Annotated in this window: 13 protein-coding genes; 6 read left to right on the forward strand and 7 right to left on the reverse strand. The window is 67.2% G+C overall.

Features of this window, described 5'->3' with window-relative positions:
- Window positions 1-26 precede the first annotated feature (26 nt).
- The 4 genes from frr to rpsB form a co-directional block, all read right to left on the reverse strand.
- Window positions 27-587, reverse strand: a complete 561-nt coding sequence (gene frr, locus FA90_RS08445; RefSeq protein ID WP_036167913.1) for a ribosome recycling factor — start codon at window positions 585-587, stop codon at window positions 27-29.
- Between the two features lie 51 nt (window positions 588-638).
- Window positions 639-1,355 carry a UMP kinase gene (gene pyrH / locus FA90_RS08450; protein WP_036167916.1) on the reverse strand — a complete coding sequence of 239 codons (717 nt, stop codon included), beginning with the start codon at window positions 1,353-1,355 and terminating at the stop codon, window positions 639-641.
- Window positions 1,356-1,457: 102 nt separating this feature from the next.
- Window positions 1,458-2,366, reverse strand: coding sequence for a translation elongation factor Ts (gene tsf, locus FA90_RS08455; protein WP_036167919.1), 909 nt, complete (start codon window positions 2,364-2,366; stop codon window positions 1,458-1,460).
- 130 nt (window positions 2,367-2,496) lie between these two features.
- Window positions 2,497-3,243 (reverse strand): 30S ribosomal protein S2, encoded by a 747-nt coding sequence (gene rpsB, locus FA90_RS08460; protein ID WP_036167920.1) that lies wholly within the window; start codon window positions 3,241-3,243, stop codon window positions 2,497-2,499.
- A gap of 255 nt (window positions 3,244-3,498) precedes the next feature.
- Between rpsB and map the strand changes: the two genes are divergently transcribed.
- The 3 genes from map to FA90_RS08475 are packed head-to-tail and all read left to right on the forward strand — an operon-like array spanning window position 3,499 to window position 7,702.
- Entirely contained in the window at window positions 3,499-4,320 is an 822-nt protein-coding gene (gene map, locus FA90_RS08465; RefSeq protein WP_036167922.1) for a type I methionyl aminopeptidase, read from the forward strand.
- A 14-nt stretch (window positions 4,321-4,334) separates the two neighbouring features.
- The gene (locus FA90_RS08470; protein ID WP_036167924.1) at window positions 4,335-6,914 is read left to right on the forward strand and encodes a [protein-PII] uridylyltransferase; all 2,580 of its coding nucleotides are present in this window, start codon (window positions 4,335-4,337) and stop codon (window positions 6,912-6,914) included.
- 41 nt (window positions 6,915-6,955) lie between these two features.
- Window positions 6,956-7,702, forward strand: coding sequence for a pseudouridine synthase (locus FA90_RS08475; protein ID WP_036167926.1), 747 nt, complete (start codon window positions 6,956-6,958; stop codon window positions 7,700-7,702).
- A 102-nt stretch (window positions 7,703-7,804) separates the two neighbouring features.
- Here FA90_RS08475 and FA90_RS08480 read toward each other — a convergent pair whose 3' ends face one another.
- Window positions 7,805-8,116: a hypothetical protein gene (locus FA90_RS08480; RefSeq protein ID WP_239700595.1), complete on the reverse strand. Its 312-nt coding sequence runs from the start codon at window positions 8,114-8,116 to the stop codon at window positions 7,805-7,807.
- A 166-nt stretch (window positions 8,117-8,282) separates the two neighbouring features.
- On the reverse strand, window positions 8,283-10,496 hold the full coding sequence (locus FA90_RS24905) for an ATP-binding protein (protein ID WP_051971587.1): 2,214 nt from the start codon (window positions 10,494-10,496) through the stop codon (window positions 8,283-8,285).
- A gap of 171 nt (window positions 10,497-10,667) precedes the next feature.
- Between FA90_RS24905 and FA90_RS08490 the strand changes: the two genes are divergently transcribed.
- Window positions 10,668-12,173, forward strand: coding sequence for a peptide MFS transporter (locus FA90_RS08490; protein WP_036167932.1), 1,506 nt, complete (start codon window positions 10,668-10,670; stop codon window positions 12,171-12,173).
- A 207-nt stretch (window positions 12,174-12,380) separates the two neighbouring features.
- Window positions 12,381-12,530 carry a hypothetical protein gene (locus FA90_RS27225; protein WP_239700597.1) on the forward strand — a complete coding sequence of 50 codons (150 nt, stop codon included), beginning with the start codon at window positions 12,381-12,383 and terminating at the stop codon, window positions 12,528-12,530.
- 4 nt (window positions 12,531-12,534) lie between these two features.
- On the opposite strand, the gene FA90_RS08495 is transcribed toward FA90_RS27225, so the two are convergent.
- Window positions 12,535-16,434, reverse strand: coding sequence for an ATP-binding protein (locus FA90_RS08495; protein WP_081933740.1), 3,900 nt, complete (start codon window positions 16,432-16,434; stop codon window positions 12,535-12,537).
- A gap of 193 nt (window positions 16,435-16,627) precedes the next feature.
- On the opposite strand from FA90_RS08495, the gene FA90_RS08500 reads away from it, so the two are divergent.
- Window positions 16,628-17,485, forward strand: coding sequence for a phosphate/phosphite/phosphonate ABC transporter substrate-binding protein (locus tag FA90_RS08500; RefSeq protein WP_036167935.1), 858 nt, complete (start codon window positions 16,628-16,630; stop codon window positions 17,483-17,485).
- Window positions 17,486-17,491 lie beyond the last annotated feature (6 nt).

Below are 17,491 nucleotides of genomic sequence, written 5' to 3' on the forward strand. Positions count from 1 at the left end.
GGCGGCGCGGGCCGCCAGGTGACAGCTTACACCGTCATGACTTCTTTTTCTTTCTCGGCAACCAATTTATCGATGTCGACCACCGCCTTGTCGGTCAGCTTCTGGATGTCGTCCGAAGCGCGGCGCTCGTCGTCTTCCGAGATCGACTTGTCCTTGACCAGCTTTTTCAGCTGTTCGTTGGCGTCGCGGCGCACGTTGCGCACGGCAATCTTGGCGTCCTCGGCTTCCGACTTGCACAGCTTGACCATTTCCTTGCGGCGCTCTTCGGTCAGGGCCGGGGTCGGCACGCGGATCATTTCGCCGAACGACGACGGGTTCAGGCCCAGGTCCGACTCGCGGATCGCCTTTTCCACCGTGTTCAGCATTTTCTTCTCGTACGGCTGCACGCCGAGGGTGCGGGCGTCGATCAGGGTCACGTTGGCGACCTGCGACAACTGGGTCGGGGCGCCATAGTACTCGACCATGACCGAGTCCAGCAGGCCGGGGTGGGCGCGGCCGGTACGGACCTTGGCCAGGTTGGCGCGCAGGGTCTCGATGGATTTCGCCATCTTGTCCTGGGCATTTTTCTTAACGTCAGCTACAGACATGCTGCTCTCCTGTATTTATTCTAAAACGGAACTCAAACGCTTATTTTTATTTCAAACGTGGACCAGTGTACCTTCGTCTTCACCCATGATGACACGCTTGAGCGCACCCGGCTTGACGATCGAGAACACCTTGATCGGCAGTTTCTGGTCGCGGCACAGGGCGAACGCGGTGGCGTCCATCACCTGCAGGTGCTTGGCGATCGCCTCGTCGAAGGAAATCGACTCGTAGCGGGTGGCGTTCGGGTCCTTCTTCGGATCGGCAGTATATACGCCATCGACCTTGGTTGCCTTCAGCACGATCTCGGCGGAGATCTCGGAACCGCGCAGCGCGGCCGCGGTGTCGGTGGTGAAGAACGGGTTGCCGGTACCGGCGGCGAACACCACCACCTTGCCCTCTTCCAGGTATTGCAGCGCCTTCGGACGCACGTAAGGCTCGACCACCTGCTCGATGCCGATCGCCGACATCACGCGCGCCGTGATGCCCTGCTGGCGCATCGCGTCGGCCAGCGCCAGCGCATTCATGACGGTGGCCAGCATGCCCATGTAGTCGGCGGTCGCGCGGTCCATGCCTTGCGCGCCCGGCGCCACGCCGCGGAAGATGTTGCCGCCACCGATCACCACCGCCAGCTCCACGCCCAGCTTCTGCACCTCTGCGACATCGGCCACCATGCGTTCGATGGTGGCGCGGTTGATGCCGAACTGGTCGTCGCCCATCAGCGCTTCGCCAGACAGTTTGAGGAGGACTCGTTGGTAGGCTGGTTTTGTCATGAATGGGGCTCCTAGATTAGATGATTCGAATTCGGTACGGCGCTGCAGGCGCGTACAGTGTACCCGCCTGCAAAAACGGGCCTTGCGGCCCGTTTCATTTTGTTACTGCTTGGCAGCAGCCATCTGGGCTGCCACTTCTGCTGCGAAGTCGTCGACTTTCTTCTCGATGCCTTCGCCGACCACGTACATCGTGAAGCTCTTCACGCTGGCGCCGGCGGCCTTCAGCATCTGCTCGATGCTCTGCTTGTCGTTCTTGACGAACGCCTGGTTCAGCAGCGAGACTTCCTTGAGGTACTTGGCAACGCCGCCTTCGATACGCTTGGCGACGATCTCGTCCGACTGCGGCTGCTTGCCTTCGGCGACGGCCTTGTCGGCGTCTTCCTTGGCTTTCAGCTGGGCGACCGAACGCTCTTTCTCGATCAGGTCGGCCGGCACTTGCTCCGACGACAGGGCGACCGGCTTCATCGCGGCGATGTGCATCGCGACGTCCTTGCCGACTTGCTCGTCGGCGCCGCTGTACTCGACGATCACGCCGATGCGGGCGCCGTGCAGGTACGAAGCCAGCTTGTCGGTGGTCTCGAAGCGCTGGAAGCGGCGCACGGTCATGTTCTCGCCGATTTTACCGATCAGGGCGGTACGCACGTCGTCGAAGGTCTTGCCGTCGACCGGCAGGGCGGCCAGGGCGGCGACGTCGGCCGGGTTCTGCTCGGCGACCAGCTTGGCGGCCAGGTTGACCATGGCCAGGAAGTCGTCGTTCTTGGCGACGAAGTCGGTTTCGCTGTTGACTTCCACCAGCGCGCCGATGTTGCCGGCGACGTAAGCGGCCACCACGCCTTCGGCGGTCACGCGCGACGCGGCTTTCGAAGCCTTGCCGCCCAGCTTGACGCGCAGGATCTCTTCGGCACGGCCCATGTCGCCTTCGGCTTCGGTCAGTGCCTTCTTGCATTCCATCATCGGGGCATCGGTCTTGGCGCGCAGTTCGCCGACCATCGCTGCAGTAATCGCTGCCATGTTATTTCTCCTAATACTTGAGTTCTTCGATTTTGGGGTTTTGCTGAATTCTGCTTGCAAAAAAGGGGCGCTCGACCTCAGGCTCGGCGCCCCTTTCTGACTTGCGGCGGACGCGAGGTCCGCTTGCGAATTACGCCTGCTCAGGCACTTCGACGAAGTCGTCGGCCGACTTGACCATCTCGGCGACTTCGTTGGTCGCGTTGGCGCGGCCTTCCAGGATCGCATCGGCGACGCCGCGTGCGTACAGGGTAATCGCCTTCGACGAGTCGTCGTTACCCGGGATCACGTAGGTCACGCCTTCCGGCGAGTGGTTGGTGTCGACCACGCCGATGACCGGGATGCCCAGCTTTTCGGCTTCGGTGATGGCGCCCTTGTGGTAGCCGACGTCGACGATGAAGATCGCGTCCGGGACACCGCCCAGGTCCTTGATGCCGCCGATCGACTTCTGCAGCTTTTCCATTTCGCGCGAGAACATCAGCGCTTCTTTCTTGCTCATCTTCTCGACTTCGCCCGACTCGACGGCGGCTTCCATGTCCTTCAGGCGCTTGATCGAGGTCTTGATGGTCTTGAAGTTGGTCAGCATGCCGCCCAGCCAGCGCTGGTCGACGTACGGCACGCCCGCGCGCTGGGCTTCAGCGGCGATGATGTCGCGCGCCTGGCGCTTGGTGCCGACCATCAGGATGGTGCCGCGGTTCGAAGCGATCTGCTTGATGGCCTTCATCGCATCCTGGTACATCGCCATGGTCTTTTCCAGGTTGATGATGTGGATCTTGTTGCGATGACCGAAGATGAACGGTGCCATTTTCGGGTTCCAGAAACGGGTCTGGTGGCCAAAGTGAATGCCGGCTTCCAGCATGTCGCGCATAGTAACTGCCATGATAATTCTCCAGGGTTGGGTCTTGAATACCGGCCGGTACACCCGTTTGCGGGCACCCTTGTCGGCCGTATTCGCGATTTAAAAAGTCCGAGATAAAACTCGCTTGCAACGTTGCTCGTATCGCATCTCGCGATACAAATGCGAGCAACCCGAGATTCTAGCGGTATTCCGCCGGGATTTCAAGCTTGCACACATTCGGGACGCCGGATCACATATAATCGCGGGATCATAGAACGCATCCGCACACATCTTCCCATGTCCATCACCATCAATACCCTTGACGACATCGAGGGCATGCGCATCGCCGGCCGCCTCGGCTCCGAAGTGCTCGACTACATCACGCCGTTCGTCAAGCCCGGCGTCACTACCGGCGAACTCGACCGCCTTTGCCATGAATACATGGTCAACGTGCAAGGCACGGTCCCGGCTCCGCTCGACTATGCCCCGCCCGGCTACACCCCGTTCCCGAAATCGGTCTGCACCTCGGTCAACGACGTGATCTGCCACGGCATCCCGGGCGACAAGGTGCTCAAGAGCGGTGACGTGGTCAACATCGACGTCACCGTCATCACCAAGGATGGCTACCACGGCGACAACAGCCGCATGTTTTTTGTGGGCCAGCCGTCGATCCTGGCCAAGCGCCTGTCCGACATCACGTATGAATGCATGTGGCTGGGCATCGCCAAGGTCAAGCCGGGCGCGCGCCTGGGCGACATCGGCCACGCGATCCAGCAGCACGCGGAAAAAGCCGGCTTCTCGGTGGTGCGCGAATTCTGCGGCCACGGGATCGGCAAGGTGTTCCACTCGGAACCGCAAGTGCTGCACTACGGCCGTCCGGGCACCGGCGAGGAACTGGTCCCCGGCATGATCTTCACGATCGAGCCGATGATCAACGCCGGCCGGCGCGAAATCCGCGAGATGCCGGACGGCTGGACCATCAAGACCAAGGACCGCAGCCTGTCGGCCCAGTGGGAGCACATGATCCTGGTCACCGAAACCGGCTACGAAGTGCTGACCGTCTCCGAGGGCACCCCGGCCCCGGCCGCCATCGCAGTGGCCGACGCCGTGCCGGCCTGATCATTTTCTCCGCCATGTCCAGCACGACCATCGACCCGCCCCAGCAGCAACTGCGCCAGCGCCTGAAGGCCGAGCGCCAGATCGTCATCGCCGAGTTCCGCGAGAACGGCAAGCCGGAAAAGCTGCTGCGCGGACTGCGCCACAGCGTCGACGGCGTGCTGGCCGACGCCTGGCGCGCCGCCGGCCTGCCGGCGGACACGGCGCTGGTGGGTGTCGGCGGCTACGGCCGCGGCGAGCTGTTCCCGCATTCCGACGTCGACCTGCTGGTCCTGCTGGGCAAGCCGGCCGACGCCATCACCGCCGCGCGCCTGGAAAACTTCGTCCAGCTGCTGTGGGACCTCGGCCTGGAAATCGGCCACAGCATCCGCACCGTCGACGAGTGCATGACGGAGTCCGCGGCCGACATCACCGTGCAGACCAGCCTGCTCGAAGCGCGCCTGGTGGTCGGCAGCGAGCCGCTGTTCGCCCAACTGCAAAAGCGCTACGACGCGGCGATGGATGCGCAGGCGTTTTTCCACGCCAAGACCGCCGAGATGCGGCTGCGCCACGCCAAGTACGAGTTCACGCCGTTCTCGCTCGAACCGAACGTCAAGGAAAGCCCGGGTGCGCTGCGCGACCTGCAGGTGATCCTGTGGGTGGCCAAGGCGGCCGGCCTGGGCAACAACTGGGGCCAGCTGGCGATCCGCGGCCTGATCACGCGCGAGGAAGCGCGCCAGCTGATGGAAAAGGAGAGCGCGTTCAAGGACATCCGCATCCGCCTGCACCTGCAGACCAGGCGGCGCGAAGACCGCCTGGTATTCGACGTCCAGACCGCGATCGCGGAGACCTTCGGCCTGACCTCCACCGGCGAGGGCCTGGAAGCACGGCGCGCCAGCGAATACCTGATGCAGCGCTACTACTGGGCGGCCAAGGCGGTCACGCAACTGAACACCATCCTGCTGCAGAACATCGAGGCGCAGCTGTTCCCGACGCCGACCCAGCCGGTGCCGATCAACCCTCGCTTCAACGAAGTCGGCGGCTTCATCGACATCGCCGCGGACGATACCTTCGAAGCCGATCCGTCCGCGGTGCTCGAGATCTTCGTGCTGATGACCGAGCGGCCGGACATCAAGGGCATGACCGCGCGCACCATGCGCGCGCTGTGGCACGCGCGCACGCTGATCGACGAGGCATTCCGCGCCCGACCCGCGCACCGCGCGCTGTTCCTGCGCATCCTGCAAGCCCCGGTCGGCCTGGTGCACGCGCTGCGCCGCATGAACGACATGGGCATCCTGGGCCGCTACCTGCCGAACTTCCGCCGCATCGTCGGCCAGATGCAGCACGACCTGTTTCACGTCTACACCGTCGACCAGCACATCATGATGGTGGTGCGTAACATGCGCCGCTTCACGATGACCGAGCACGCGCACGAATACCCGTTCTGCAGCCAGCTGATCGCCAATTTCCGCGACCGCTGGCTGCTGTACGTGGCGGCGCTGTTCCACGACATCGCCAAGGGGCGCGGCGGCGATCACTCGGAGCTGGGCAAGCAGGACGTGCTCGACTTCTGCCGCGACCACGCGATCAACGAGGAAGACACCGAGCTGGTGGTGTTCCTGGTCGAGCAGCACCTGACCATGTCGCAGGTCGCGCAAAAGCAGGACATGTCGGACCCGGACGTGATCGCGGCGTTCGCCAGGCTGGTGCGCGACGAGCGCCACCTGACCGCGCTGTACCTGCTGACGGTGGCCGACATCCGCGGCACCAGCCCCAAGGTGTGGAACGCCTGGAAGGCCAAGCTGCTCGAAGACCTGTACAAGACCACGCTGCGCGTACTGGGCGGCGAGCCGCCCTCGGCCGACCGCGAACTGCGCGCGCGCCAGCAGGAAGCGCTGGCCACGCTGCGCCTGTTCGGCCTGGGTCCGCACGACCACGAGGCGCTGTGGAAGCAGCTCGACGTCGCCTACTTCCTGCGCCACGACGCCTCCGACATCGCCTGGCAGACGCGCTCGCTGTACGACAAGCTCGGACACGGCAAGCCGGTGGTGAAGTCGCGCCTGGCGCCGATCGGCGAAGGCTTGCAGGTGACCGTGTACGTGCAGGACCAGCCCGACCTGTTCGCGCGCATCTGCAGCTACTTCGACCGCAAGAACTTTTCCATCCTGGACGCCAAGATCCACACCACCAAGGATGGCTACGCGCTCGACACCTTCATGATCGCCGACGAACATTTCGCCGGCAGCTACCGCGACATCATCAACCTGATCGAGCACGAGCTGTGCGAGGTGCTGATGCGCCAGGAACCCTTGTCGCCGCCGCTGCGCGGGCGCCTGTCGCGCATGTCGCGCACCTTCCCGATCACGCCGACGGTCGATCTGCGCCCGGACGAGCGCGGCCAGTTCTGGCTGCTCTCGATCGCCGCCAACGACCGCAACGGCCTGCTGTTCGCGATCGCCAGCGTGCTGGCGCGCTACCGCATCAACCTGCACACCGCGAAGATCATGACGCTCGGCGAGCGCGTCGAGGACGTGTTCCTGATCGACGGACCGGCGTTGAACAACCAGCGCGTGCAGGTGCAGCTCGAGACCGAGCTGTTCGATGCGCTGAAAATCTGAACCCTCTTATTGTCCTTTTACCGTCTTTTGTAGAACCGCCCATGACTGAACCCGTACGTCTCTCCAAACGCATGTCCGAACTCGGCCTCTCCTCGCGGCGCGAAGCCGACGAGTGGATCGCCAAAGGCTGGGTGCGGGTCGACGGCAAGGTGGTCAGCGAATTGGGCAGCAAGGTGCTGCCGCACCAGAAGATCACGGTCGAACGCCAGGCCGCGGCCGAACAAAGCAAGCGCGTGACGGTCCTGATCAACAAGCCGGTCGGCTTCGTTTCCGGCCAGGCCGAGGACGGCTACAAGCCGGCGGTGGTGCTGGTCAAGCCGGAAAACCGCTGGAAGGACGACCCGTCGCCGGAGCAGTTCCACCCGACCCAGCTGCGTTCGCTGGTGCCGGCCGGGCGCCTGGACATCGACTCGGTCGGCTTGCTGGTGCTGACCCAGGACGGGCGCATCGCGCGCCACCTGATCGGCGAAGATACGTCGATCGAAAAGGAATACCTGGTGCGCGTGCAGTACACCAAACCGGGCACGCTGCCCGACGCCGATCTGCGCAAGCTGAACCACGGCCTCTGGATGGACGGCAAACCGCTGCTGCCCGCCAAGGTGCGCTGGCAGAACGAGGACCAGCTCAGTTTCACTTTGAAAGAAGGTCGCAAGCGCCAGATCCGCCGTATGTGCGACATGGTCGGCCTGAAGGTCATCGGCCTCAAGCGCGTGCGCATCGGCCGGGTCAAGCTGGGCGAGCTGCCTCAAGGGCAGTGGCGCTACCTGGCGCCGGACGAGACGTTCTGAAGGGACCGTGATGAACCTGCTGCGCGTTGCGTTTGCGGTCTGCGATGCTTTGCGGCCGCCCGCTGCGGTTTCTCACGGTCCGGAAGAATCACGGAAAACGCATCAGTGAATCACGGGCCGCGCCTGCATCTGCGTCCACGGGTCCAGCACGTGCAGCTCGTGCAGCACCTCGCGCGGGCCGGCGACGCTGCCGCCGCTGTCCTGGTCCCATTCCAGCCTGAGCTTGAAGCGGCCCTTGCGCAGCTCGACCCGCGCGTAATCGACCCAGGCGTCCTCCCTGTCGTATTCGAAGGTCTTGATCCAGCCGCTGCGCAGCAGCGCGTCGATCGCCTTGCGCAATGCGAACGGCGGCAAGCCTTCGATCGTCCCCGGTGTCAGCTGTGGATCGCCGAGCACCCCCATGTACCTCACCATCCTCGATAGCCACGTCATCATCGCCTCCCAACAGTCGTTGAGGTGATTTCAGTCTAACAGTGGCGTTTATGCGTTGACGTTAATTGACGCACAGAGAATGCGTCCTGCATGACAGCGAGGGGGTTATTTTGTATCAAAGTATTGCGTTGACCGGGACGATGGCGGGTCAGCCCTGCTGCGCGGATGCGATATCCGCGATCGCCTGTTCCAGCTCCTCCAGCCGCACCGGCTTCTTGAGGTGGCGCGCGAAGCCGGCCGCGAGCGCCTGGCGCACGTCGTCCAGCTGGCCGTAGCCGGTCACGGCGACTAGGCGGATGCCCGCCAGCCGCGGGTCGGTCAACAGCGCGCGCGCCACCTCGTGGCCGGAGATGTCGGGCAGGTCGATGTCGACGAAGCCGATCTCGGGCCGCGCCTGCGGCGCCAGCGCAAGCGCGCTCCTGCCGTCGGCCGCACCGAACACCGTGCAGCCGCGCGACTGCAGCATCGCGCACATCATCTCGCGCAGGTCGGCATTGTCCTCGACCACCAGCACGCGCCGTCCGGCCAGGCCCGGCGCCGGCGCCGCATTGGTCTCGGGCGCGGCCGCCGCGCCAGGTTCCATCAGCGGCAGGAGCACCGTGAAGGTGCTGCCGCGCTGCGGCCCCGGGCTGTCGACCGCGACCGTCCCGCCCTGCTGCTCGACCAGCGATTTCACCACCGCCAGGCCGATCCCCAGCCCGCCCTGGGCGCGGCTGAGCACCTTGCCCTGTACGAACACCTCCCAGATGCGCGGCAGCAGTTCGGCGTCGATGCCCTTGCCGTCGTCGATGACCGCCAGTTCGCCCATTCCCGGTGCCCCTTCCGGTGCACGCACCCGAATGCGGATGTGGCCGCCGGCCTGGGTGTACTTGGCGGCGTTTTCCACCAGATTGCCGATGATCTGCTGCAGGCGGTGCGGATCGGCGCCGACCCAGGTCGGCTCGGTGTCGGGCCCCAGATCGAGTTCGACCGCGTGCTGGCTGGTCACGCCCTGGGTCTGCAGCGTCAGCGCCACCTCGCGCGCCGCCGCGCCCAGGTCGACCGCCACCCCGGACAGCTGCACGCGGCCGCTCAGCACCCGGTTGGCATCGAGCAGCTCGTCGACCAGGTGCGCCAGATGCCTGGCCTGGCGGCCGATGATCTGCTGCGCGCGTTCGGCCGCCGGCGCAGGCGCGCCCATCTGGATCAGCGCGATCGCGGAACTGATCGCGCCGAGCGGATTGCGCAGCTCGTGCCCGAGCATGGCAAGGAATTCGTCCTTGGCGCGGTTTTGCGCCTCGGCCAGGCGGCGCGCCTCCTCGGCTTCGGCCAGGTGGTGCCGGCGCGCCTCGTCCAGGCGGATCAGGCGCGTCGATACCGCGTGCAGCACCTTCTGCAGCGCGTTCAGTTCCGTGATGCGCAGGTCGGCGGGCGGCGGCAGCCGGCCCTCGGCCATGCCTTCGGCGGCCGCACCCAGGTATTCGGTGGCGCGCAGCAGGCGGCGCGCGAACAGCAGCGCCCCCAGCACCGCCAGCGCGACCGCGCACAGCAGCGTCACCGCGGTCAGCGCCACGGCGCGCGCGGCGCTGGCCTCGAATTCGGCGCTCGGCACCGCCACCGAGGCGCTCCAGCCGGTCAGCGGCGAGCGCGCCAGCGCCACTTGCACGGCCACGCCGTCGCGCGTTTCGCCGACCGTACTGGCGCGGCCGCTGCGCAGCGCCTCCAGCAGCGCCCGGTTCGGCTGCTTGCCGACGAATTCCTGCCAGCGCTGGCCACGCGCGATCGTGCCGCCTTCGCGGTCGAACACCGACACCAGCCAGCTTGCCGGCGTGTCCCTGGGCAGCAGGCGGTTCATGTCGGCCGCGTAGATCCAGTGGTTGAGCAGCATGCGCCGGCCGTCGGCCAGCCACACTGGCTGCGAGACCGCCAGCACATAGGTCCGCGCCGCGCTGCCGACGAACAGGTTGGAAATGGTGGGTCGCTCGCGCATCATGGCGGCGCGCATGCGCGCGGCGACCGCTTCGGCCGGGAGCGGAATCGGTGCGCCGTATGGCAGCAAGGTGGTGAACACCTGGCGCGCGTCGGCCCGCAGCAGGGCGGTGTGACGCTTGCTGCCGGCGTCGGCCGCGCGCGCCTGCGCGTAGAACCCTTCGAAGTCGCCATGCGCCAGCAGGGCCGAAGTCGACAGCGCCTGGGCGCTGGCCAGGGCCGCGGTGATTTCCTGGTCCATCGTCAGTACCGTGGCGCGCGCCATTTCCTGCATGCTGCGCAGGACCGCCCGGCGCTCGGCATCGAGCAGCAGCTTGATGGCGAGCGCCGATCCCAGGATCACCGGTAGGAAGACGGCCGCAGCAAGCAAGCTCAGGTGGGTACGCACGCGCATGACAGGAATCCGGTTCGGGCTCGACCACGCATTCTATCTGCAAACTGCCAAGAAACCCTGTGTTTACAGGCGCTTTGGCGTGCCGGCGGCATTGCACGAAGCATTTTACTCAAGTAGCATCCAGGCCTTGCCGTGCTCACGAGGAAACGGCCAAGACCCCATGGGAACCTGATGAAAAACGAAATTCCACCCCTACCCTACACCCAAACCCGTTCCTTCCTGACCGTATCCCTGGTCGAACTGTGGGAACGCTTCGGCTACTACGGCATGCAGGCGCTGATCGTGTACTACATGGTCGAACGGCTCGGCTTCGAAGACAGCCGCGCCAACCTGGTCTGGAGCGCGGCCGCCGCGCTGATCTACGTCGCCCCCGCGATCGGCGGCTGGGTCGGCGACAAGGTGCTGGGCACCAAGCGCTCGATGGCGATCGGCGCGATGATCCTGACCATCGGCTACGCGCTGATGGCGGCGCCGACCGAGAACACCTGGTTCCTGTTCAGCGCCCTCGGCGTGGTGGTGGTCGGCAACGGCCTGTTCAAGCCGAATGCGGCGACCCTGGTCCGCAAGATCTACGAAGGCGATGACTCCAAGATCGACAGCGCCTTCACGCTGTACTACATGGCCGTCAACGTCGGCTCGACCGTGTCGATGCTGGCCACGCCCTGGATCAAGGACGCCGTCAACGCCTCGACCGGCAGCCAGCTCGGCTGGCATGCCGCCTTCGGCGTGTGCAGCGTCGGCCTGGTGGTCGGCCTGTTCAGCGTGCTGCTGATGCGCGCCACCATCGCCCACGTCGGCAGCCTGCCGGACGAGCGTCCGCTCGAGGTCGGCAAACTGGCCGCGGTGCTGGGCGGCGGCGCGCTGATGGTCGTTGCCTCGGCCTTCATCCTGGAATACCAGGCGCTGGCGCGCGCCTTCGTCTATGCGGCCGGCCTGGTCGTGCTGGGCATCTTCATCCACCTGATCCGCAAGAGCCAGCCGAGCGAGCGCGCCGGCCTGTCGGCGGCGCTGGTGCTGACGCTGCAGACGGTGTTCTTCTTCATCTTCTACCAGCAGATGTCGACATCCCTGTCGCTGTTCGCGCTGCGTAACGTCGACCTCGACTTCAGCGTCTTCGGCGCCCACCTGTGGACCTGGTCGCCGGCCCAGTTCCAGGCGCTCAACGCGATCTGGATCATGGTGCTCTCGCCGGTGCTGGCCTGGGTCTACACCGCCGCCGGCCGCTCGGGCCGCGACCTGTCGATCGCCGCCAAGTTCGCACTCGGCTTCTTCTCGGTGGCGCTCGGTTTCTTCGCCTACGGCGTGGCCGGCCGCTTCGCCGTCAACGGCCTGACCTCGTCCTGGATCATGATCATCGGCTACGGCCTGTATTCGCTGGGCGAGCTGCTGGTCTCGGGCCTGGGCCTGGCGATGGTGGCGCGCTACGTGCCCTCGCGCATGAGCGGCTTCATGGTCGGCGCCTACTACGTCGCGGTCGGCATCTCGCAGTACCTGGGCGGCCTGGTGGCCAACCTGGCCAGCGTGCCGAAGGACGTGGTCGACCCGGTCCAGACCCTGCCGATCTACGCCAGCCTGTTCAACAAGCTGGGCCTGGGCGCCGTGGCCTGCACCGCGATCGCGCTGGCCGTGCTGCCGCTGGTGCGGCGTCTGACCGCGACGCATAATGCACATCACTGACCTGTAGGCGGCGCCGGCCGGCGCCGGACAGGTCGTCATGCGGCGCGCCGGCGGTCCCCCGCCCGCGCGCCGCTTTCGTTGATCTTCGTTCGATCGGAGAGCCCATGACCATCCTGAGCAGCGCGCGCCTGCGCTTCGAGCCTTTCGCCGACCACCATTTCGACGGCCTGCAGGCCATGAACCGCGACCCCGCTCGGTGCGCCCAGCGTGCACGCGCTGCGCCATCCGGACAACCAAGCCTCGCAGCGTGTGATGGAACGCCTCGGCATGCGCGCGCTCGGGCAGCAGACCTGGAACGGCCACCTGGTCGAGGTGCACGAACTGACGCGCCCCGACTGGGACCGCGCGCGGCGCTGAACGCTCAGCCGGCCAGCGCTTCCCGCCCCGGCATCGGGACTGACACCGGGCCTGGCGCGCGGCGCGCCGCCAGCTGCGCCAGCAGCGCCGCCAGCGCCTGGGCCGCGGGCGGCTTGACCAGGTGCGCGGCAAAGCCCGCGGCCTCGGAGCGCGCGCGGTCTTCCGGCTGGCCATAGCCGCTCAGCGCGACGAACTCGGTGTGCGCGAACCCGGGGCGGCGGCGCAGCTCGGCCATCAGCTCGTAGCCGGACAAGCCCGGCAGGCCGATGTCGAGCAGCGCCACGTCCGGCGCGTAACGCTCGGGCAGCGCCAGCGCGGCTTGCGGATCGGGCAGCGCGGTCACCTCGTGGCCGGCGAGCGCCAGCAGGGTGCGCAGCGCGTCGAGCACGTCCGGGTTGTCGTCCACCAGCAGCACGCGGCACGGCGCAAGGCCGCTCTCGCCGGCGCCCGGCTCGACGCCGGTGCGCACCACCGCCTCGGTCGCGGCCAGCGGCAGGCGCACCTCGAACAGGCTGCCGTGGCCCTCCCCGCGGCTGCGCACCGCCACCGCGCCGCCGTGCAGCTGGACGATCTCGCGCACGATCGCCAGGCCCAGCCCGAGGCCGCCGCGCGAACGGTCCAGCGCCTGGCGCTCCTGCACGAACTTGTCGAACAGGCGCGGCAGCATTTCGGCCGAGATGCCGATGCCGTTGTCCTCGACTTCCAGCACCGCATGGCCGTCCTCGAGGCGCGCACGCACGTGCACGCGGCCGCCGTTGTTGGTGTACTTGGCGGCGTTGGTCAACAGGTTGCCGATCACCTGCACCAGGCGGATCGGGTCGACCATCACCGCCATGCCGCCGGACGGCACGTCGATGTGCAGCTGGTGGCTGCGCTCGTTCATCAGCGGCGCGGTCGATTCCACCGCCTGCGCCACCATGCGCGCCAGCTCGGTGCGCTCGGGCTTGAGTTCGATCTTGCCGCGCGCGATGCGGGCCACGTCGAGCAGGTCGTCGACCAGGCGCACCAGGTGCTGGGCCTGGCGCTCGATGATGGCCAGCTCGCGTTCGGCGCCCTTCGGCTGGCGCATGCGGATCAGCTCGAGCGCGATCAGGATCGGCGCCAGCGGATTGCGCAGCTCGTGGCCGAGCATCGCCAGGAATTCGTCCTTGGCGTCGTTGGCGACCTCGGCGTCGCGCCGCGCGCGCGCCAGTTCGGTGACTTCGAACACCACCACCGCGATGCTGTCGATGCCGCCGCCGGTTTCGACGATCGGCTGGCAGACGAAGTCGAACCAGCCTTCCTCGCTGGCGCCGCCGGCGCCGCGCGCAAGTTCGAAGCGATGCGAACGGCCGACATAGGCCTTGCCGCTGGCGCGCACGCCTTCCAGCAGCCCGATGATGCCCTGTTGCGCGAGGTCCGGCAGCGCGTCGGCCATCGCCAGGCCGACCAGGGCGCGCCCGCCGACCAGTTGCTGGTAATGGTCGTTGACCAGCTCGAACGAGAATTCCGGCCCGCGCACGATCGCGATCCCGGCCGGCACCTGGCGGAAGATCGAGGCCAGCCGTCCCGCGTGCGCGCGCTCGACCGCGCGGATGCGCGCGCGCATGAGCTGCGAGTCGATCCGGGTCAGCAGCTCGCGCGCCGCGAACGGTTTCACCAGGTAGTCGTCGGCGCCCTTTTCCATGCCCTCGATGCGCGCTTCCTCGCCGGCGCGCGCCGACAGCAGCAGCACCGGCAGCTCGGCCAGTTCCGGGTCGGCGCGCAGCGCCGCGATCAGGCCGAAGCCGTCCAGGCGCGGCATCATCACGTCCGACACCACCACATCCGGCCGCTCGCGCCGCGCCAGTTCGAGCGCCTGCACGCCATCGGCCGCCGGCAGCACCTGCCAGTGCTGGCCGAGCAGCCGCGCCAGGTACTCGCGCATGTCGGCATTGTCGTCGGCGACCAGGATGCGCGCCGCGGCCGGCAGCGGCAGCGGCATCTGCCCGCCCGGATCCACGGCGGCGCCGGCCTGGACCTCGGCCGGCGCCTGGCCCAGCCAGCGGCTCGCCTCGCCGGCGAAGGCCGCCACGGTGCGCGCATTCGGCGCCACCGCCGGCAGCGCGGCCGCTGCCTCGACGGCGCTGGACGCGCCCGCATCGGCCTGCGCCGCCAGCGGCAGCGTCACCGTGAACGTACTGCCGCGGCCCGGCGTGCTGGCCGCCTCGATCCGGCCGCCCTGCAGCTCGACCAGGTCGCGCACCAGCGCCAGGCCGATTCCCGAACCCTCGTACGAGCGCGAACGCGCGCCTTCGACGCGCTGGAAGCGCTCGAACACCTTGGCCAGATGCGCCGGTTCGATGCCGATGCCGCTGTCCTGCACCGTCAGCACGGCTTCCAACCCATGCTGCTCGAGCGTCACCACGATCCCGCCCTCGAAGGTGAACTTGAACGCGTTCGACAGCAGGTTGAGCACGATCTTTTCCCACATCGCGACGTCGACCCGGGCCGCCAGCGAGAACGGCGCGCAGCGCACTTCGAAGGCCAGGCCGGCGCTTTCGACCACCGAGCGAAAGCCGCTGGCCAGGTCGGCGGTGAGGGCCGGCAGGTCGGCCTGCACGAAGCTGGCCTGGGCGCGCCCGGCCTGCACGCGCGAAAAGTCGAGCAGGGTGTTGACCAGCTTTTCCAGGCGCAGCGCGTTACGCCGGATCAGGTCGACCCGTTCGCGCTGGACCGGCGCGAGCGGCTGCACGCCATCCATCAGCGCGTCCTCGATCGGCGCGAGCATCAGCGTCAGCGGGGTACGGAACTCGTGGCTGACGTTGCTGAAGAAATCGGTCTTGGCGCGGTCCAGTTCGGCCAGCATGTCGGCGCGGCGGCGCTGCTCTTCGCTGGCGCTCGCGTTCTGGATCGCGGCCGCGACCTGGCCGGCGACCAGGTCGAAGAAGGTGCGGTATTCGGGATCGAGCCGGCGCACCGGGCTCACCCCCAGCACCAGCACGCCGACCGGGCGCGCCTGCCCCGGCGTGGCCAGCGGCAGCGCCAGCGCCTGGGCCACCTTCTGGCCGGCCAGGCCATGCGGGATACCGGCCACGCCGTCCAGAGGCGCCAGCTCGGCGGCGGCAAGCGTCCACGCGCGCGCGACCGCCTGCTCGAGGGCGCCGGGCGCGGCGTCGGCGACTTCCTCGTCCGCCCGCTCGCCGGCCGCGATGGCTGCGTCCAGCGCCAGCACGGGCGGCGCCACACCCTCTGCCAGGCCGGCCGACTGCACCAGGCGCGCCGCGGCCCCGTCCCCGTCCGCCAGGTAGAGCAGCGCGAACGGCAGATCGGCCGGGTTGTCGGCCAGGATGCCGGCCGCGGTGGCGCAGGCGGCCTGCACGGTCTGCTCGCGCAGCGCGTCGGCCGACAGGCGCGACAGGGTCGCCAGGCGCCGTTCGTTGAGCAGGCTGGCGCTGATCTCGAGCGAGGGGCAGAACAGGCCGCCCACGCGCCCGCCCTCGTCCAGGATCGGGCTGTAGGAGAAGGAATACCAGGTCTCTTCCAGGAAGTCGCCGCGCCGCATGAACAGCTGGACACCGTCGACGAAGGTCGCCTCGGCGCGCTCGAACACCTTGTCGGCCATCGGGCCGCACACGTCCCAGATCTCGCTCCACACTTGCGCCGCCGGGCGGCCCAGCGCCCACGGGTGCTTGGCGGCGCCGAGCACGTCGACGTAGGCGTCGTTGTACAGGAAGGTGGCGTGCTCGCCCCAGCCGATCCACATCGGGTGGCGCGTGTTGAGGATCAGGCTGACCGAGGTGCGCAGGCTCTGCGGCCAGGACGCCAGCGGTCCGAGCGGGGTCGCGGACCAATCGAAGGTGCGGATCAAGCCGCCCAGTTCGCCCGGCGCCGCCAGGAAACCAAGCGCCGCGTCCGGCAAAGCCCTGTCTGGAATGTCCATCATGGTTCCCTAACGATGACGCCTCGCCATGGCGTTCGATTATCGACAGCGCCGAAGCGTAACATGGCTTGGAAGCACACAGTGAAATCCTGTGACATATCCGGGCGCGAGCGCGGTGTAGCCAAATCGTCACATTCGTCAAAAATAGGCTGAAAGACAGAGATGTTGCGGATAGGAAATATGCTATAGTCGGCCCATGTCCAGACTCCTCCAAGCCGGCCTTGCCAGCCTCGTGTTCGGCACGGCGCTCGCCGCTTCGCCGCCCGCCGAGGCCGCCGAGCCGCCGACCTACAACTTTTCGCCGGTCAACCAGTACAACCTGCAGGTGTCGGCCGGTTTCTGGAACCCGATCATCCGCTACGTCTCGAGCAAGAGCGGGGTGCGCCTGAACCTGAAGCTGGGCCGCACCTCGGCCGACACCACCAGCTACGTGCTGGCGCGCGAAGTCGACTTCGCGTTCAGCAACCACTTGTTCAGCCCCGAACGCCAGAAGATGGGCTGGACCGTGTTCGGCCGCCGCGCCGGCGCCCCGGTGCGCGGCCAGATCGTGGTACCGGCCGACTCCCCGGTCAGGACGCTGGAGCAGCTCGGCAACGCCCAGGTCGCCTTCCCGGGTCCGGAGGCGCTGATCGCCTACAAGGTCACCTATGCCGAGCTGATGCACAAGAACGTGCCGGTCAACGTGGTCTTCACGGGCAACCACGACGCCGCGTTCAGCCAGCTGTTTTCCGGCAAGGTCAAGGCCGTGGGCGCCAATTCGCAGCTGGTGCAGAATTACAGCGGGCGCGAAAACAAGGCCTTCCGCGTGCTGTGGAGCTCGGCGCCGTTCAACGACCTCGCGCTGATGGCCTCGCCGCGCGTGCCGACCGACCAGGTGCGCGCCGTGGCGCACGCCTTCCTGACCATGCACCAGGACCCGGAGGGACGCAGGATCCTGGCCGCCGCCGCCGAGCTGGTGCATGCGCCGGAGCCGGTCTCCTTCGTCGTCGCCGGCCAGGCCGACTACGCCAGCTACCGCGCCTTCTACGAAGACGCGCCGATCACCCTGCGCTGATCCACC

The organism is Massilia sp. 9096 (assembly GCF_000745265.1).
GTDB lineage: Bacteria > Pseudomonadota > Gammaproteobacteria > Burkholderiales > Burkholderiaceae_D > Telluria.

Bases quoted from the DNA above. Each gene is read 5' to 3' on its own strand.
- frr (WP_036167913.1), bottom strand. From the start codon at position 587: ATGTCTGTAGCTGACGTTAAGAAAAATGCCCAGGACAAGATGGCGAAA.
- pyrH (WP_036167916.1), bottom strand. From the start codon at position 1,355: ATGACAAAACCAGCCTACCAACGAGTCCTCCTCAAACTGTCTGGCGAA.
- tsf (WP_036167919.1), bottom strand. From the start codon at position 2,366: ATGGCAGCGATTACTGCAGCGATGGTCGGCGAACTGCGCGCCAAGACC.
- rpsB (WP_036167920.1), bottom strand. From the start codon at position 3,243: ATGGCAGTTACTATGCGCGACATGCTGGAAGCCGGCATTCACTTTGGC.
- map (WP_036167922.1), top strand. From the start codon at position 3,499: ATGTCCATCACCATCAATACCCTTGACGACATCGAGGGCATGCGCATC.
- FA90_RS08470 (WP_036167924.1), top strand. From the start codon at position 4,335: ATGTCCAGCACGACCATCGACCCGCCCCAGCAGCAACTGCGCCAGCGC.
- FA90_RS08475 (WP_036167926.1), top strand. From the start codon at position 6,956: ATGACTGAACCCGTACGTCTCTCCAAACGCATGTCCGAACTCGGCCTC.
- FA90_RS08480 (WP_239700595.1), bottom strand. From the start codon at position 8,116: ATGGTGAGGTACATGGGGGTGCTCGGCGATCCACAGCTGACACCGGGG.
- FA90_RS24905 (WP_051971587.1), bottom strand. From the start codon at position 10,496: ATGCGCGTGCGTACCCACCTGAGCTTGCTTGCTGCGGCCGTCTTCCTA.
- FA90_RS08490 (WP_036167932.1), top strand. From the start codon at position 10,668: ATGAAAAACGAAATTCCACCCCTACCCTACACCCAAACCCGTTCCTTC.
- FA90_RS08495 (WP_081933740.1), bottom strand. From the start codon at position 16,434: ATGATGGACATTCCAGACAGGGCTTTGCCGGACGCGGCGCTTGGTTTC.
- FA90_RS08500 (WP_036167935.1), top strand. From the start codon at position 16,628: ATGTCCAGACTCCTCCAAGCCGGCCTTGCCAGCCTCGTGTTCGGCACG.